Annotated in this window: 11 protein-coding genes; 1 reads left to right on the forward strand and 10 read right to left on the reverse strand. The window is 74.0% G+C overall.

Annotated elements, in window-relative coordinates:
- The 10 genes from ACIA79_RS19750 to ACIA79_RS19795 form a co-directional block, all read right to left on the reverse strand.
- Complete coding sequence (locus ACIA79_RS19750; RefSeq protein ID WP_399429587.1) at positions 1-1,299, reverse strand: MFS transporter; 1,299 nt, start codon at positions 1,297-1,299, stop codon at positions 1-3.
- 63 nt (positions 1,300-1,362) lie between these two features.
- The gene (locus tag ACIA79_RS19755; protein WP_399429588.1) at positions 1,363-2,460 is read right to left on the reverse strand and encodes a winged helix DNA-binding domain-containing protein; all 1,098 of its coding nucleotides are present in this window, start codon (positions 2,458-2,460) and stop codon (positions 1,363-1,365) included.
- Positions 2,461-2,473: 13 nt separating this feature from the next.
- Positions 2,474-3,145, reverse strand: a complete 672-nt coding sequence (locus ACIA79_RS19760; RefSeq protein WP_399429589.1) for a 4'-phosphopantetheinyl transferase family protein — start codon at positions 3,143-3,145, stop codon at positions 2,474-2,476.
- Entirely contained in the window at positions 3,145-7,089 is a 3,945-nt protein-coding gene (locus tag ACIA79_RS19765; protein WP_399429590.1) for an amino acid adenylation domain-containing protein, read from the reverse strand. The genes ACIA79_RS19760 and ACIA79_RS19765 overlap by 1 nt, the downstream gene beginning before the upstream one ends.
- On the reverse strand, positions 7,086-8,315 hold the full coding sequence (locus ACIA79_RS19770) for a cytochrome P450 (RefSeq protein WP_399429591.1): 1,230 nt from the start codon (positions 8,313-8,315) through the stop codon (positions 7,086-7,088). The genes ACIA79_RS19765 and ACIA79_RS19770 overlap by 4 nt, the downstream gene beginning before the upstream one ends.
- A gap of 1 nt (position 8,316) precedes the next feature.
- Complete coding sequence (locus tag ACIA79_RS19775) at positions 8,317-8,529, reverse strand: MbtH family protein (protein ID WP_399429592.1); 213 nt, start codon at positions 8,527-8,529, stop codon at positions 8,317-8,319.
- Positions 8,530-8,647: 118 nt separating this feature from the next.
- Positions 8,648-9,397 carry a thioesterase II family protein gene (locus ACIA79_RS19780; protein ID WP_399429593.1) on the reverse strand — a complete coding sequence of 250 codons (750 nt, stop codon included), beginning with the start codon at positions 9,395-9,397 and terminating at the stop codon, positions 8,648-8,650.
- Between the two features lie 4 nt (positions 9,398-9,401).
- Positions 9,402-11,267 (reverse strand): non-ribosomal peptide synthetase, encoded by a 1,866-nt coding sequence (locus ACIA79_RS19785; RefSeq protein WP_399429594.1) that lies wholly within the window; start codon positions 11,265-11,267, stop codon positions 9,402-9,404.
- Positions 11,264-12,856, reverse strand: a complete 1,593-nt coding sequence (locus tag ACIA79_RS19790) for an aldehyde dehydrogenase family protein (protein ID WP_399429654.1) — start codon at positions 12,854-12,856, stop codon at positions 11,264-11,266. The genes ACIA79_RS19785 and ACIA79_RS19790 overlap by 4 nt, the downstream gene beginning before the upstream one ends.
- A gap of 89 nt (positions 12,857-12,945) precedes the next feature.
- The gene (locus ACIA79_RS19795; RefSeq protein ID WP_399429595.1) at positions 12,946-13,962 is read right to left on the reverse strand and encodes a BTAD domain-containing putative transcriptional regulator; all 1,017 of its coding nucleotides are present in this window, start codon (positions 13,960-13,962) and stop codon (positions 12,946-12,948) included.
- Positions 13,963-14,309: 347 nt separating this feature from the next.
- On the opposite strand from ACIA79_RS19795, the gene ACIA79_RS19800 reads away from it, so the two are divergent.
- Positions 14,310-15,908: a tryptophan halogenase family protein gene (locus ACIA79_RS19800; RefSeq protein WP_399429596.1), complete on the forward strand. Its 1,599-nt coding sequence runs from the start codon at positions 14,310-14,312 to the stop codon at positions 15,906-15,908.
- Positions 15,909-15,920: the final 12 nt, after the last annotated feature.

The following is a 15,920-nucleotide window of genomic DNA, read 5'->3' on the forward strand; positions in this document are numbered from 1 at the left end:
CTACGCGCCGACCTTCGTGCCGTCCGCGGAGGGCTGTGCCGGATCCGCGCCGGCGGTGTCCTGGGCGGCGGGGGCGTCCCCGCCCGGCATCTCCTTGATCGCGGCGACCGGCCCCCCGAGGAGCGTCAGACCGCCGATGATGCTGAGGGCTCCGGCGATGGCCAGGGCTCCGGTCAGGCCGAGCGCCTCGCCCAGCGCGCCGCCCGCGAAGTAGCCGAGGGACAGGGCACCGTAGACCGCCGACAGGGCGGCACCGCTGACGCGGCCCATCTGCTCGTTCGGGGTGACGCCCTGCACCAGGCTCAGGACGTGGATGTCGAACATCGGGGAGACGAAGCCGATGACGGCCTGGACCACGATCAGGCCGACGAAGCCGGCGACCGCGCCGCCGGTCGGCACCAGGATGTACCCGGCGCCCAGCACGACGGCGGTCAGGACCAGGGTGCGGCCGACGGTGAGCACCTTGGTGACCACCTCGGACAGGACCGCGCCGACGATCACGAAGACCGACATGACGGCGAAGGCCGCGCCCACCTGGCCGGGGCTGAGGTCGAGGACCTTGTACGCGTACACGATCAGCAGCGCGTCACCCATCGCGGCACCGAGGTTGACCACGACGTTGGCCGTGAACAGGCCCCGCAGGACGGGGTTGCCGAAGAGGGTCTTCAGGCCCTCCTTCATCTCCGCCTTGGCCGACGTCTTCGTCTCCTCCACCCTCGCCCGGGTGTCACGGTGCCGGATGACCAGCAGGGCGACCAGCGAGACGAGGAAGGTGAAGGCGTCCGCCGTGATGGCGCGTGCCGCGCCGAGCACCTGGATCAGCGCGCCGCCGGCGCCGGCGCCGACGGCCTCGGCGACACTGCGGCTGATCTGGAGCTTGGTGTTGCCCTCGACGAGGTTCTCCGTGCCGATGAGCTGCGGCAGCCAGGACTGGTACGAGACCTCGAAGAAGGTGGTCAGGATGCCGGCGACGGCGGCCACGACGTAGACGTGCACCATCGTGACGGAGTCCAGGGCGAACGCCAGCGGAATCGACGCGAGGGCCAGGAAGCGGCCCAGATCCGCCACGATCATGATCGTGCGGCGCGAGAACCTGTCGGCGACGAGACCGGCGATCGGGGCCAGCAGGAGGAAGGGCAGGAAGCGCAGTGCGCCGAGGACGCCGACCTCGAACGCTCCCCCGTCGAGAAAGACGACCGCGAGGGTCGGTAGCGCGAGCAGTGAGATCTTGTCGCCGAAGTTGCTGACGGTCTGCCCGAACCACAGGCGGTTGAAATCGGAATGCCGACCGAGTGCCATGTCGACGCCCTTTTCTGGTTGGGGACGGAATTGTCGGACGGCACTCACCGTAGGAACGGCGGGTTAGGGACCGGTTACGTATCCGGGCGGTTGGAGACCGGGCGTAGAGAGCGTATGAGAAGCGTTGTAGACGGCGGAGAAGCGTGCGACGTCGGCGCTCTCGCAGGCGATCCCCGCCGCGGTCGCGGGGTCGAAGGGCTCGCTGCCGGGGAAGGGCTCGACCACCGGTGCGGTGCCGCGCCGGCCGCCCGACCAGGTACCCACCGCCCAGCCGTCGACCACGACGGTCGGGCGGATCACCCCGCCTCCGGGCCGGACGCGGCGCTCGTGCTCCGCGGGCACCGACAGGTCCCTGCGGCGGTACCCCAGGAGGTAGTTGTCGTACGCGGGCAGCAGGCGCACATCGCCCCGCGGAACGTCCTCGGCGTTCTCCGCGGGCGTCTCGCCGGCGGCCGCCCACGCCTTCCGGGCCGTGCCGGCGGGCAGTCCCGACCAGTGGGCGAAGTCCAGGGCGTCGCTGGGGCCGTGGGCCGCGCGGTAGCGGCGGGCGAGTTCGGTCTCGGCGGCCGCCCCCGTGAAGGGGAGCGGGCCGGTGGCCGGCAGCCAGTCGTCGAGCAGGACGAACGCCGGCTCACCCGCCTGCTGGGGGCCGTGGCAGATCAGCCCGGCCAGCGCCGCGCGGCGGATGAGGTGGAAGGCCGACTGGCCCTTGGGCTCCACTCCCAGGCTCGTGAGGCGTGCGGTGATGTCGGCCCGGGTGAGCGGGCCCTCGCCGTCGATCGCCCGCACGATCAGCCGCGACGCCCGTTCGCACAGGGCCTCGTCCAGGCCGAGCTCGCGCAGGCGGCGGGCGCCGAGCGCCAGGTGGACCGGGCCGAAGAGGCCGAGCAGCCAGCGCGCGTCGGCCGCGGGGACGAGCTGGAGCGTGCCGCGCATGTACCAGCCGCGGACGGCCGTGCGCTCGATGTCGGTGGCGCGCCGGACGTCCCCGGCGGTCAGGCCCGTCACGCGGGCGCGCAGGCCGAGGCCCGCCGCCGCGAGGTCCTGCGCCTGGACGGCGAGGACCCGGTCCAGGGCGGCGGCGACCGTCGTCTCACGGGCCCGCCCCCCGATCGCCTGTGCGCGTGCCCTCAGCAGCCGGTCGGCAGTTCGTCGTTCCACGGTCTCCAGTCTTTCACCGAGTGCGGTGCCGGCGGCCGCCGGACACCGGCCGCAGCCGCACCTGTTCGCGTGCCGCCACACAGCCGACGGCCTCCGCCGCCGACCAGTCGCTGAGCCGCCAGGCCCCCCGGCGGACCGGTCCTGGCCGGTGCACCGGAAGGTCGAGGCGGCACACCTCGTCGAGGGTGCACTCGCCGACCTTGACCAGGGACTCCTTGCGCACCCACTGGCGCAGGAAGGTCCGCCGCGGGTCGGCGGCCGCCTCGAGCTCGGCCAGCTCGGCCGGCCCGCAGGCGCGGGCCGCCACGCGCCGGTCCAGCGGGGTGCGGCCGTCGTCGGCCTCGATGTCGACGCCGACCGGGCCGTGGGCCGCGGCGGCCGCGACCCAGCCGCGGGCATGGGCCAGGCTCACCCCGACGCCCGCCACCCCGTCCAGCCGGGGGCGGCCGTGCGGCCGGTCGCACCGGCCGCAGCTCTGCACGACGGTCAGGCTCCGTGCCGGGCGCCCGAGCAGCTCCGCGGCACAGAGCCTGACCAGCGCGTGCGCGGCGAGGAAGTCGTCCCGGTCCGCGGCGGACCGCAGGGCGTCCGCCCGGTCCCGTTCCGCACGGGTGAGCAGCTCCCGTACGTCACCGGCCCCGGCCAGCACCTCTCCGGTCCGCCCGGCCAGCGCGACCGCCGCCATCAGCGCCTGCGGCGCAGCACCGCGTAGTAGCCCGGCAGCAGCAGCGCGTCCGCGTCCGAACGGGGGTCGATGGCGTGCAGCTCGATCGCCCGGTCCTCCAGCACCTCCCAGTCGTCCGCCGGGAAGGCCGCGGACAGTTCGGGCCGGGTGAAGCGCTGCGAGTGCCGCACACCGGCCGCCTCCAGCGGCCCGACCAGGTCCTCGGCCCGGCCGCGCTTGCCGCCGACGAATCCCAGGTAGCCGAACGAGTTGCTGGAGTAGTCCGGCTCGTGGACGATCAGCACCCCGTCGGGCCCCAGCAGCCGGCCCGCGACCGCCGCCAGCCGGGCCCGGGCGGCGCTGTCGAGGACGTGGAACACACCGCGGACGAAGATGTTGTACGGGCCCTCGCCGAGGGCGCCGGCCTGTTCGGCGTCGGTCATGTCGACGGCGAGGTACTCGACGTTCGCGACACCCTCCGCGCGCGCCTCCCGCACGGCGTGATCGATCGCGCTGACCGAGACGTCCACCCCCACCACCCGCGGGTAGTGCGGTGCGAGTTCGCGGCTGTAGCGGCCGTTGCCGCAGCCCAGGTCGACGATCGGCAGGTCGTCGCGGAAGTGCCGGCGGGCCTGGCCGAGCAGCCACTGGAACTCCTCGCCGCTGTCGGCGTCCCAGATGACGTCGCCGCCGCGGCCGGTGCGCTCGATCCCCGCCCAGTAGCGCTCCCACGCGTCGCCGGTGTCCCGCTCCTCGACGGGCTCGGCGGCGTCCCCCCGTTCGCCGGGCGGCGGGGAGAACCGCTCCCAGGTCTCCTCCTCGGCGAGCGCCTCCAGCAGGGCGACGAACTCCCGGAACATGGACTCGACCAGCCCGTCGGGGTGGACGGCGGGCAGGTAGTCCCAGTTGAAGGTCAGACCGCCCGCCTTCTCGAAGACCTGGAAGTCCAGCGAGACCTGCGGCGTCTGGGAGATGCCGTACACCGGTACGCCCAGCTCGGTCTCCTCGTACTGCGGCGGGTGGCCGGCGAGGCTCGTCATCACCACGGGCATCGCGGGCGCGAGGGTCCCGCGCATCTTCGTCAGCTCGCGCAGCACCTGGACGCCGCTGAAGTAGCGGTGCTCCAGATCGGCCCACAGCCGGCGCTGCACGGCCTGGGCGCGCCCGGCGAAAGTGGTGTCCCGCTGCTCGACGGCGAGCAGCAGGGTGGTCGTGGTGTCCGCGAGCAGGGAGTTGACCTGCGGGTGCAGCGGGAGGCGGTTGAACAGCGGGAAGTTGATGGTGAAGCGGGCCTGCCCGGAGGCGTTGCCGAGGATCTCGGCGTAGGCGGCGGCGAGCACCCCGGAGGGGGTGACCTTGCGGTCGCCGGCCCGCTCCTGGACGCGGTTCCACAGCTCGGCGGGCACGACGTGGCTGAGCCGCTCGAAGCGCACGGGCAGGGCCGGGGCGCCGGCGGGGCGTTCGGGCAGTTCCGGTGCGGGTGGCAGGGTGGCGAGCCGGTCCCGCCAGTACCACTCGGAGCGGCGGTACAGCTCGCTGTCGCGCAGCGAGTTCCCCACGGCCAGGACGTAGTCGCGGAACGTCAGCTCCAGCGGCGGGAGTTCCGCGCCCGGTTCGGTGTAGTAGGTCACCAGGTCCGGGATCAGGACCTGGAAGTAGCTCCAGGCGTCGGCGACGAGGAAGTCCAGGCAGAGGTGGATGCGGGCCCGGCCGCCGCCGAGCAGGCTGATCCGCACGTCGAACAGCGGCCAGCCGTCGGCGTCGAGCACCTGGTGGGACAGCCGCTCGCGCAACGCGTCCAGTTCCGTCTGCCGGGCCGCGTCGCCCAGGCCCCCGAGGTCCGTGACCGGGATGTCGTACGCGGGGATCTCCTCGTACACCTGCTGCGTGCCGTCGGGCAGGATGCGGGTGCGCAGCGCGTCGTGGCGCTCGACCAGCCGGCGCCAGGCGGCCTCGAACCGCGGGACGTCGAGGTGCTCGCTCTCCCACTCGAAGTAGCCGTGGCAGCCCACGTTCCCGAGCTCCACCAGGCCGCCGCGGCCGATCCACAGCGCCTGCTGGCTCTCCGTGAGCGGGAACGGCTCGAAGCGCGCGCCCGGGTCGGGGACGATGGCGGGCAGGCCGCCGAACTCGCCCCGGCCGGTGGAGCGTTCCGTCGTGATCAGGGTGCCCAGTTCGGCGACGGTCGGGCAGGACGACAGGTCGGACAGGCTCAGTTCGACACCGTAGCGGCGGCGGATCTCGTCGATCAGCTGGAACGCCAGCAGCGAGTGGCCGCCCAGCTCGAAGAAGTTGTCGTGGATGCCGACGCCCTCGGTGCGGAACGCCTCGGCCCACAGGCGGACCAGCCCGTCCTCGACCTCGTTGCGCGGGGGCTCGTACCCGGCGCTGACGCCCTCGTGGGGCTCCGGCGGTTCGGGCAGGCTGCGCCGGTCCACCTTGCCGTTGGCCAGACGGGGCAGGGCGGGCAGGACGACGACCGTGCCGGGGACCATGTAGTACGGCAGGGTGCGGGCCACGGCGGCCCGGACCGCGCCGGGGTCCGGAGCCGTGTCGCCGTCGGGGGAGACGTACGCGACCAGCCGCTTGTCGTTGGGCCCGCGTTCCTGGGTGACGACGACCGCCTCGGCGACACCGTCGGTACGGGCGACGTGGGTCTCGACCTCGCCGAGCTCCACCCGGAAGCCGCGGATCTTCACCTGGGCGTCCGAGCGGCCGAGGAGCTCGACGGCTCCGTCCTCCCGGCGGCGCGCCAGGTCACCGGTGTCGTACAGCACGGGATACGGGTCGTCCGGGACGACCCCGGCGCGGAACTTCCCCGCCGTCAGCTCCGGGCGGCCGTGGTACCCGGCGGACACCCCCGCCCCCGAGACGTGCAGCCGGCCGACCTCGCCGTCGGCGACCGGCCGGTCCTCCTCGTCCAGCAGGTGCACCCGCATGTTGGCGATGGGCACCCCCACGGGCACCTGCCGCGTGGCGCGGACCTCCTCCGGGGTGGCCTGGCTGGTGAAGTCCACACCCGCGCCCAGGTCCAGGCAGGTGAGGACGTTGGTCGTCTCGGTGGTGCCGTACGTCATGACCACCCGGAACGGCGTGTCGACGGGCGGCCAGCTGTGCACCCGCTCCGCCGTCGTCACCAGGATGCGCAGCGCCGTGTCCCGCGGCCACTCCAGCCCCCACACCGGTTCGGCGAGCGCGGCGACCAGCATGGTGTGGGTGATCCCCTCCGCGCCGAGCCAGTCCCGGATCTGCTCAGGCGTCTGCGCCCGGCCGGCCTCCGGGATGTGGACCGCCGCACCGAGGGGCAGGTACGGCAGCCACTCCATGATCTGCACGGCGAACCCGGGCGTGGACATCCAGGACGCCCGGTCGCCCGGACGCACGCCGTAGGCGCGCCCGGTCCAGTGCACCAGGTTGGTCAGGGCGCCGTGCCGCTCCAGCACGGCCTTGGGCTCGCCGGTCGACCCCGAGGTGTAGATGAGGTGGCTGACCGTGTCGGGGCCGGTCGGGACACCGGTCGGGGTCTCGGGCCGGCCGTGCCCGGCGGTGGCGACGTCGGCCAGCGCCACGCCCTCGGGCATCCGCGGACCGGTCCCGGGCGGGGTGAGCACGAGCAGCGGGCCGGCGTCGGCGATCATGGCGGCGAGCCGGTCGTCGGGGTTGACCGGGTCGAGCGCCACGATCGCGGCACCCGTCTTCAGGACGGCGAGCGAGCCGATGACGTACTCGGCGCCGCGGGGGTAGCACAGGCCTATCCGCTCGCCGGGGACCGCGCCCCGGGCGATCAGGGCGTGGGCCAGCCGGTTGGTGGCGGCCTCCAGCTCCGCGTACGTCCAGGCGCGGTCGCCCTGGACGAGGGCGGGCGCGCCGGGGGTCCGGGCGGCCTGCTCGGCGAGGAGCCGGGGATAGCCGGTGTCGGGAAAGCCGGTGTCGGTCCGGTTGAAGTCGACGATCGCGGTGGTCACAGCGCAGCCCTTTCTCGGTGTGCGAAAGCCCGGCTGCGCAGCAGCCGCACCGGGAGACTCTTGATCCCCCACGTGAAGTTGGACGAGTTGAACTGGACGGGGCCGGTCGGTTCGAAGCCGTCCAGCGCGGCGAGCATCCCGGTCAGCAGGGTGCCGAGCTCGAAGCGGGCGAGCCGGGCGCCCAGGCAGAGGTGGCGCCCGTGGCCGAAGGCGACGTGGCGGTTGGGACGCCGGTCGACGCGGAAGGCGTGCGGATCGGTGAACACGTCCTCGTCGCGGTTGGCGGAGACGTTCCACAGCGTGACGCGGTCCCCGGCGGCGATGCGCGTCCCGCCGATCTCGGTGTCGCGCACGGCGGTGCGCAGGGCGTGCACCCCCGGGGTGGTCCAGCGCAGGATCTCCTCGACCGCCGGGGCGATGCCGGCGGGGCCGAGGCTCCGCAGCAGCTCCCACTGCTCCGGCAGCCGGGCGAACATGTGGACCGCGCCCGCGGCGGAGTAGCGGGTGGTCTCGTTGGCCCCGGACAGCACGCCGTTGCAGTTGAAGACGATCTCCTCGTCGCTCAGGGGGCGTTCGGTGCCGTCCCCCTCGTCGACGAGGGTGTCGTGGGCGATCTGGCTGACCAGGTCGTCACCGGGCCGGGCCCGGCGCTCGCCGAGGAGTTCGATGAAGTAGAGGAAGATCTCGGAGTGCGCGTTGCTGCGCACGGTCTCGTCGGGGGAGTCGAAGGCGTCGGTGGTCAGCGCCCCGATCCAGGCCCAGTCGGCGCGTGGGATGCCCATCATGGCGCAGACCACCCGGTTGGGAAGCTGCTTGGCGAGGTCGATGAAGTCCAGCTCGCCCTCCTCGACGGCCTCGGCCACCAGCTCGCCCACGACCGCCTCGACGAGGGCCTCCAGACGCGGCATCTGCTGCGGCCCGAACGCCTGGTGGAGCGCGCGCTTGAGCCGGGTGTGGTGGGGCGCGTCGGAGACGATCAGCATCCGCTGGGCGACGGCGGCGACGGCCGCCGGATCGCTGCCGAGCCGCATGCCCCGCGCCGAGCTGAAGGTGTCGCTGTCGGCGTACACGGCCATGATGTCGCGGTGCTTGCTGAGCACCCAGAAGCCGTCGTCGCCGCCGGGCTCCGGGTGCCAGTGCACGGGCGCGTGGGCGCGCAGCCAGGCGAAGGCGGACCAGAAGTCGTTGCGGGCGAAAGGCGCCGGATCGAGCAGGTCGATACGCATCTCAGGTCCCTTCGCCCCGGTGTGCGGGGGTGGCCGCCGCGGTGCGCACGCTGCGGGGGCGCGTGTCGCTCCAGCAGGCGTCCACATGGGCGACGCACTCGTCCTCGGTGCCGCTGAACCCGGCCGGCGTCCAGCCGTCGGGCAGCTCGCGCGCCGAGGGGTACAGCGCGTACTGCTCCTCGTGGTTGACGAGGACCTGGTAGGTGGTGGGCACGACGTCCTCCGGGCTCGGTCGCATGGCGTGCGGTCAGGTCAGGTCAGGTCAGGGCACAGCGGGGCGGGGCGGGGTGGGCGGTCGGCCCGCGGACCACCGGCGCCGGGTGCCGCCCGGTTCAGGTGGTCCCGGCCGGTACGGCCGCGTCGTCGCGCAGCAGTCCGGCCAGGTGCTCCAGGAGCGTCTCCGGGCGGCGCAGCACGGCGTGGTGACCGCCTTCGACGTGGTGGACGCGGAAGGCGGCGGTGGTGACCGCGGCCCAGCCGGCCAGGTCCTCGGCGGTGACCGTGTCGTCGCCGTCGGCCCTCCAGGCGTGCACGGGCACGGAGAGCGGGGCGCCGGGGGAGTGGGTGTAACTCAGCGACAGCACCGCGTCCTTGCGGAGCATCGCGACCATCAGCGCGCGGGTGTCCTCGTCCAGGAAGGCGGGGTCGAGCCCGGCGGTGTCGAAGAGCTTGTCCAGTTCCTCGTCGTCCTCGACGATGCCCCGCCCGGCGCCGTCCCAGTGGCCGGGCGCCCGGCAGGCGCTCACCACCAGGGCGGCGGGCCGGACACGGCGGGCGATCTCGTACCCGAGGAGCCCGCCGAAGCTGTGGCCGAAGACCACCAGCCGCCGGCCGGCGGCGACGACCGGCCGCAGCTCGCCGGCGATCGCCTCGACGGCCTCGTCGAACGTCCGCGGCATGGGCTCGCGCCAGCGGTTCTCACGGCCCGGCAACTGCACGCCGTAGACCTGCCCGACCCCGGCCAGTGCGGGGGCCCAGGCGCGGAACTGCTGGCAGCCCGCGCCGGCCGGCGGCAGGCAGAGCAGCGCCGGGAGGGCGGCGTCGCCGGGGCCCGAGGGCCAGGTGGAGATCCAGCTGCCCATGGCGTCAGGCTCCTTCGGCGGTGAGGACCGGCGCGGCCGGTGCCCCGGACGAGGATGCGGACCCGGACACCGGACCGGCGGCGAGCCGGTCGAGTTCCGCGGCGACCTCCGCGACGGTGGGCCGGGTGAGCAGCTTCCCGAGCGTGATGCGCAGGCCGGTGGCCCGGCGCAGGTCGGCCACGACCCGCGCGGCGGCCAGCGAGTGCCCGCCCAGCTCGAAGAAGTCGGCGGCCGGCCCCGGGACGTCGCGCTCCAGGATCTCGGCCCAGACGGCCATCACCTCCCGTTCCCGTTCCGTGGCGCCGTCCGCGCCGCCCACATCGCCCAACTCGTCCGCCTGCTCCGGCGCGGTGAGTACGGCGGCGAGCGTCACCCGATCGGCCTTGCCGGTGGTGAGGGTGGGGATGCGGTCCACCACCCGCACGACGGAAGGCACCGCCGCCTCGGGCAGCAGCGCGGCGCAGTGCCCGGCGACCGCGGCGGCCAGGTCCCCGGGAGCGCCGCTGCCGGGCGCGGCGACGACCGCGAGCCCCAGCGACTGCCCGGAGGCGAGCGGGCAGCAGGCTGCCGCCACCACGCCCGGGACCTCGGCGGCGACCCGCTCCACCTCACCCAGCTCGATGCGGTGGCCGCGGACCTTCACCTGGTCGTCACGCCGCCCGCGGTACTCCAGCTCACCGCCCGGCCGCCGGACCACCAGGTCCCCGGTCCGGTACATCCGGGCCCCGCCGCCCTGGAACGGGTCGGGCAGGAACCGGGCGGCGGTGAGGCCCGGACGGTTGCGGTAGCCGCGCGCCACGGCGGGGCCGCCGAGGTACAGCTCGCCCTCGGTCCCGGCGGGCACCGGGACGAGGTCCTCGTCCAGGACGTACGCCCGGTGGTCGGGCAGCGGCCGTCCGATGCTGCTCACGTCGTCCCCCCGCTCGCTGTCGGCCCAGGTCGCCGCGATCGTGGCCTCCGTCGGCCCGTACACGTTCAGCAGCCGGCGGCCGCGGGAGAAGCGCTCGGCGAGGGCCGCCGGGCAGGTCTCGCCGGCCACCACGACGACCTCCGCCTCGTCCAGCCCGCCACCGTGGGCGGCCAGCAGGGAGGGGGTGAGGGAAGCGGTGCGCAGCCCGGCCGGCAGCGGAGCCCGGCCCTCGGCGTCCGCGCGGCGCAGCCCGTCGAGGGACAGGTCCACCAGGGCGACGCCCTGGCCGTGGACGAGGTAGAGCAGCGTGCACCACAGCCAGCCGTCGAAGGCGGGCGAGACGGCGTTGAGGCCGAGGCCGCCCGGCGGCAGGCCCAGTCCCGCGAGCGCGCCGACGAAGGTGTCCAGGCCGCGGTAGGTGACCTCGACGCCCTTGGGGCGGCCCGTGGTGCCGGAGGTGTAGATGACGTAGGCACAGCCGTCGGGGGCGGGGGCGGTCACGATGAGCCCTGCGCCGGCCGGGTGGGCCGGGCCGACCGTGCGGATCCCCGTGACGTCCAGCCCGTCGGGCACGTCCGCGGCGACCAGTACGGAGACCCGGGCGTCCCGCAGGACGGAGCCGAGCCGTTCCACCGGGTGGGCCGGGTCCAGGGGCACGGCCGTGGCGCCGAGGCTCCACACGGCGAGGAGCGCCGGCACGCTCTCCCGGGAACGCCCGAGGAGCAGCCCCACGGCGCTCTCGGGCCCCGCACCGGCGGAGGCGAGCGCCGCGGCGGTCGCGGCCGTGCGCGCGGTGAGCTCCGCCCAGCCGAAGGAACCGTCCTCGGCTCTGACGGCGGGCTCGTCCGGCTGCTCGCGGGTCCAGCGCGCCAGCGCGGCGAACAGCGGGGGCAGGGTTTCGCCCGACGGCCCGTCGCTGGGCCGGGGCGCCGGTACGGGACCGGCGTGCTGGGCCGTCATCCGTCGTTCCTCTCCTCGGTGCGGACAGCGGTCGGTGCGGGTGATGCGGTCGGTGCGAGTGCGGGTGCGGGTGCGGGTGATGCCGTAGGTCCGGTCGGGGAGCCGGCCGGGGCGGTGGCGCGCAGGCGTGGGCCGACCACCGGTTCCCCGGAGCCCCCGTGCCCGGGCAGCTGCAGGGACTTGGTCTCCAGGAACGCCCCCAGTCCGGCGCTCCCGCACTCCCGGCCGATGCCGGACTGCTTGAAACCGCCGAACGGGGCCGCCGGGTTGAACGACCCGCCGTTGACGTCCACCAGGCCGGTGCGGAACCGGCGTGCGACGCGCTCGGCCCGGCCGTCGTCGCCGGACCAGACCGCGCCGTGCAGCCCATACCGGGTGCCGTTGACGATCCGGACGGCCTGCTCTTCGTCGTCGTACGGGATGACGCACAGCACCGGCCCGAAGATCTCCTCCTGACCGATGGTCGTCAGCGGGTCGACGTCGGCGAAGATCGTGGGCCGGACGTAGTACCCGGTGGAGAGACCGGCGGGTCGGCCGGTCCCGCCGCGGACCAGACGGGCGCCGCCCTCGGAGGCGCCCCGCAGGATGTAGTCGGTCACCCGGGCGTGCGCGGCGGCCGACACCAACGGGCCGAGATCGGTCGCGGGGTCGCGGGGATCACCGGTGACGTATCCGTCCATGATCCGTCCGGCCAGCTCCACCGCCTCGTCCTGGCGGTCGCGGGGCACCAGCAGCCGGCTCCACTGCAGGCACGTCTGGCCGGTGTTGAACAGGACCTGGTCGACGGTGGCGCCCACCGCGGCCGGCAGGTCGGCGTCGTCGAGGACGAGGGAGGCGTTCTTGCCGCCGAGCTCCAGGTGGACGCGCTTGATGCCGTCGGCGCCCAGGGCCGCCACCTGCCGCCCGGCGCGGGTGGACCCGGTCAGGGAGACGACGTCCACGAGCGGGTGGGTGACGAGGGCGGTGCCGAGGGTGTCGCCGGTGCCGACGACCATGTTGGCCACGCCGGGCGGCAGATCGGCCTCCGCGAACACCTCGGCGAGCAGCCGGGCGTGCAGCGGCGTCAGCTCGCTGGGCTTGTGGACGACGGTGCAGCCGGCGGCGAGCGCGGGCAGCAGCTTCTGCACCGTCAGCAGCAGCGGCACGTTCCACGGTGTGATGCACGCGGCGACACCGGCGGCCTCGCGCACCACCAGGGAGTGGCCGACGCGCTCCTCGAACCCGTAGGACGCGGCGGTCTCCACACAGTGCGCCGCCATGCCGACGGCCAGGCCGACGTGCGTCCGCAGGGCCATCCGCGACGGCGCCCCCACCTCGGCGGTGATGGTGCGGGCGAACCGCTCGGCGTTGCGCTCCAGGCCCTCCACCACGCGGCGCAGCAGGGCCGCCCGTTCCGGTACGGGGGTGGCGGACCAGCCGGGGAAGGCGCGGGCGGCGGCACGTACGGCCAGGTCGGCGTCGCGGGCGGTGCCCGCGGGCACCGTGGCGAGCGGTGCTTCGGTGCTGGGGTCGGTGACGACCAGCCGGCGGTCGGCGTCGGAGGCCGTCCAACGGCCCCCGATCCAGTGGTCGTCGTAGCGGGGCGGCAAGGGCCCTGGGGACGGCTCGGCCGTCGGTGCGGCGGAGCCCTGCGGCACGGTCAGCACGGTCACGGTGGGTTCCTCACTGGATCGCTCGGTCACGGGATGCGCGGCGGCGGGACGAGTCCCGGGCCCGGCGCCGGACGGGGGACGGCGGCCCACGGACCGGCCGCGGGACCGGGGACGCGGGCCGCGGCACGGGCGTCGGGCCGGGCGCGGCGCACCGCGCGCGGCCGGAGCCCCGGGGAGGCACCGCTCGGCACGGCGGACGCCAGGGACGGAAGGGACGCCAGGGGGGAGCGCGCCGGCCCTCCGGCGGGAGCCACCGGTGCGGGCAGCAGCGCGTGCAGCAACCGGTCGGTCTCCCGGGACGGTGCCACCGCGAGGTCCTCGCGCAGCCGGCGCGCACACAGGTCGTACCAGCGGCGCACGCAGGCGTGTTCGCCGCGCCTGCCGTGCGCCGTCATCAGCGCCCGGTAGGCCCCCTCGTGGTGCCGGTCGATGCCGAGGGTGCTCCGGCAGACCTCGATGAGGTCGGGGAAGTCCCCGCGCTCGGCGGCGTCGGCACGCAGCACCTCCAGGGCCCGCAGCGCCAGCGACCGCAGGTACTCGCGCTGCTCGACCACCCAGTCGGCGCTCTCGCCGCGCAGGAATTCCCCGGCGTACAGGGCGGCCGCGGACCGCAGCCGTTCACGGGCCGTCGCCCGGTCGCCCGCGGCGGCCGCCCGCAGCCCGGTGTGCACCAGCTCCTGGAAGCGGTCCACGTCGGACCACAGGTCCGCGATGTCCAGGGCGTAGCCGAAGTCGCGGTAGTGCAGCCGGATCCCCGCCGCACCGGTGCCGTCGGGGTGCGCGTCGAGGACCCTGCGCAGCGCGTGCGCGGCCACCTTCAGCGAACTGTCCCCGGCGGACCGGTCGGAGCCCGGCCACAGCGCCTCGTAGAGCCGGTCGCGGGTGAGGGTCTGGCCCCGGTGGATCACGAGGAACTGGAAGAGCCCGCGCGCCTTGCCGGCCCGCCAGCGCTGCACCGGGGCGCCGTTCACGGTCAGTTCGAAGTCGCCGAGGAAGCGGATGCGTACCGCCTGCCGTGCGATTCCGGTCACCGCGGTCGTCATCGCGTCCTCCCGGGGGCCGTCGTGTGCCGTTCTGCCTGCGGCGAGTCTGTTCTCCCGCTCTACAGGCGCCCTATACCGGCCGGATCCCGCCTCTGTAGGTCCGTCATAGAGCGGTTCTCCACACTGGGGATCCGACGTTCCGGGCAAACGCCACCGGCGGTTTCCGGCCCCGGTCCACCGGCTCCCGGTGCGCCGGCGGGCCCCCGGCCCACCGGCCCCCGGTCCGCCGGACACGGCCGGACACGGCGGGCCCCGGTGGGCGGCCCGGGCCCGCGCACCGGGCGTCGTGCCCCTCCAGCTCCTCGGCTTCCGCCCGTGATTCCCGACTCCGAAATGAGGGCTGCTCCATGACCAGCACCGACACCCGATTGAAGAAGGTCGTCATCCTGGGCGGCGGCACGGCCGGCTGGATGACCGCCGCGTATCTCGGCAAGGCACTCCAGGGCACGGTCGACATCACCGTGCTGGAAGCCCCGACGATTCCGCGGATCGGGGTCGGCGAGGCGACGGTGCCCAACCTGCAGCGCGCGTTCTTCGACTACCTCGGCATCGCCGAGGACGAGTGGATGCGGGAGTGCAACGCCAGCTTCAAGATGGCGGTGCGGTTCGTGAACTGGCGCACCGAAGGCGCAGGCGAGGCCACGGCCAGGGAGCTGCCCGACGGCCGGCCCGACCACTTCTACCACCCGTTCGGGCTGCTGCCCGACTACGACCAGACGCCCCTGTCGCACTACTGGTTCAAGCGCAAGTACGAGGGCACCACCACCGAGCCCTTCGACTACGCCTGCTTCCGCGAGCCCCCGATCATGGACGCGATGAAGGCGCCGCGCTGGCTCGACGGCCGCTCCGCCACCCGCTACGCCTGGCACTTCGACGCCCAGCTCGTCGCCGACTTCCTGCGCCGCTTCGCCATCGAGAAGCAGGGCGTCCACCACGTGCAGGACGAGATGACCGAGGTACGGCAGGACGCGCGCGGCTACGTCACCGCGCTGCGCACCCGCAGCGGCCGCGAGCTCGACGCCGACCTCTTCGTCGACTGCTCCGGCTTCCGCGGACTGCTGATCAACAAGGCGATGGCCGAGCCGTTCGTCGACATGAGCGACCACCTGCTGTGCGACAGCGCGGTCGCCACCGCCGTTCCGCACGACGACGAGGCCGGCGGCGTGGAGCCGTACACCTCCGCCATCGCGATGTCGTCCGGCTGGGCCTGGAAGATCCCGATGCTGGGGCGCTTCGGCACCGGCTACGTCTACTCCAGCAAGTTCACCGGGAAGGACGAGGCCACGGCCGAGTTCGCGGCCATGTGGGGCCTCGACCCCGAGACGACGGCGTTCAACCACATCCGTTTCCGGGTCGGCCGCAACCGCCGCGCCTGGGTGAAGAACGTCGTCAGCATCGGCCTGTCGTCGTGCTTCCTGGAGCCGCTGGAGTCGACCGGCATCTACTTCATCACCGCGGCGATCTACCAGCTGGCCAAGCACTTCCCCGACAAGACCTTCAACGAGGGTCTGATCGACAGCTTCAACCACGAGATCGAGGTGATGTTCGACGACACCCGCGACTTCATCCAGGCGCACTTCTTCTACGCGCCGCGCAACGACAGCCCGTTCTGGCAGGCGAACAAGAAGCTGACCCTCCCCGACAACATCCAGCAGAAGATCTCCGCCTACCGGGCGGGCCTGCCCATCAACTCGCCGATCACCGACGAGTCGACGTACTACGGCAACTTCGAGGCCGAGTTCCGCAACTTCTGGACCAACGGCAGCTACTACTGCATCTTCGCGGGCATGGGCCTGGAGCCCGACGCTCCCCTCCCGGCGCTGGCGTACAAGCCCGAGTCGGTGGCGGGCGCGGAGCCGCTGTTCGAGACGGTCAAACGCCAGCAGCAGAACCTGCTGGAGACGCTGCCGAGCGCCTACGAGTACCTCAAGCGACTGCACGGCTGAGCCGGCCGGGGC

This window comes from Streptomyces sp. NPDC051310 (assembly GCF_044455245.1).
Classification (GTDB): Bacteria; Actinomycetota; Actinomycetes; order Streptomycetales; family Streptomycetaceae; genus Streptomyces.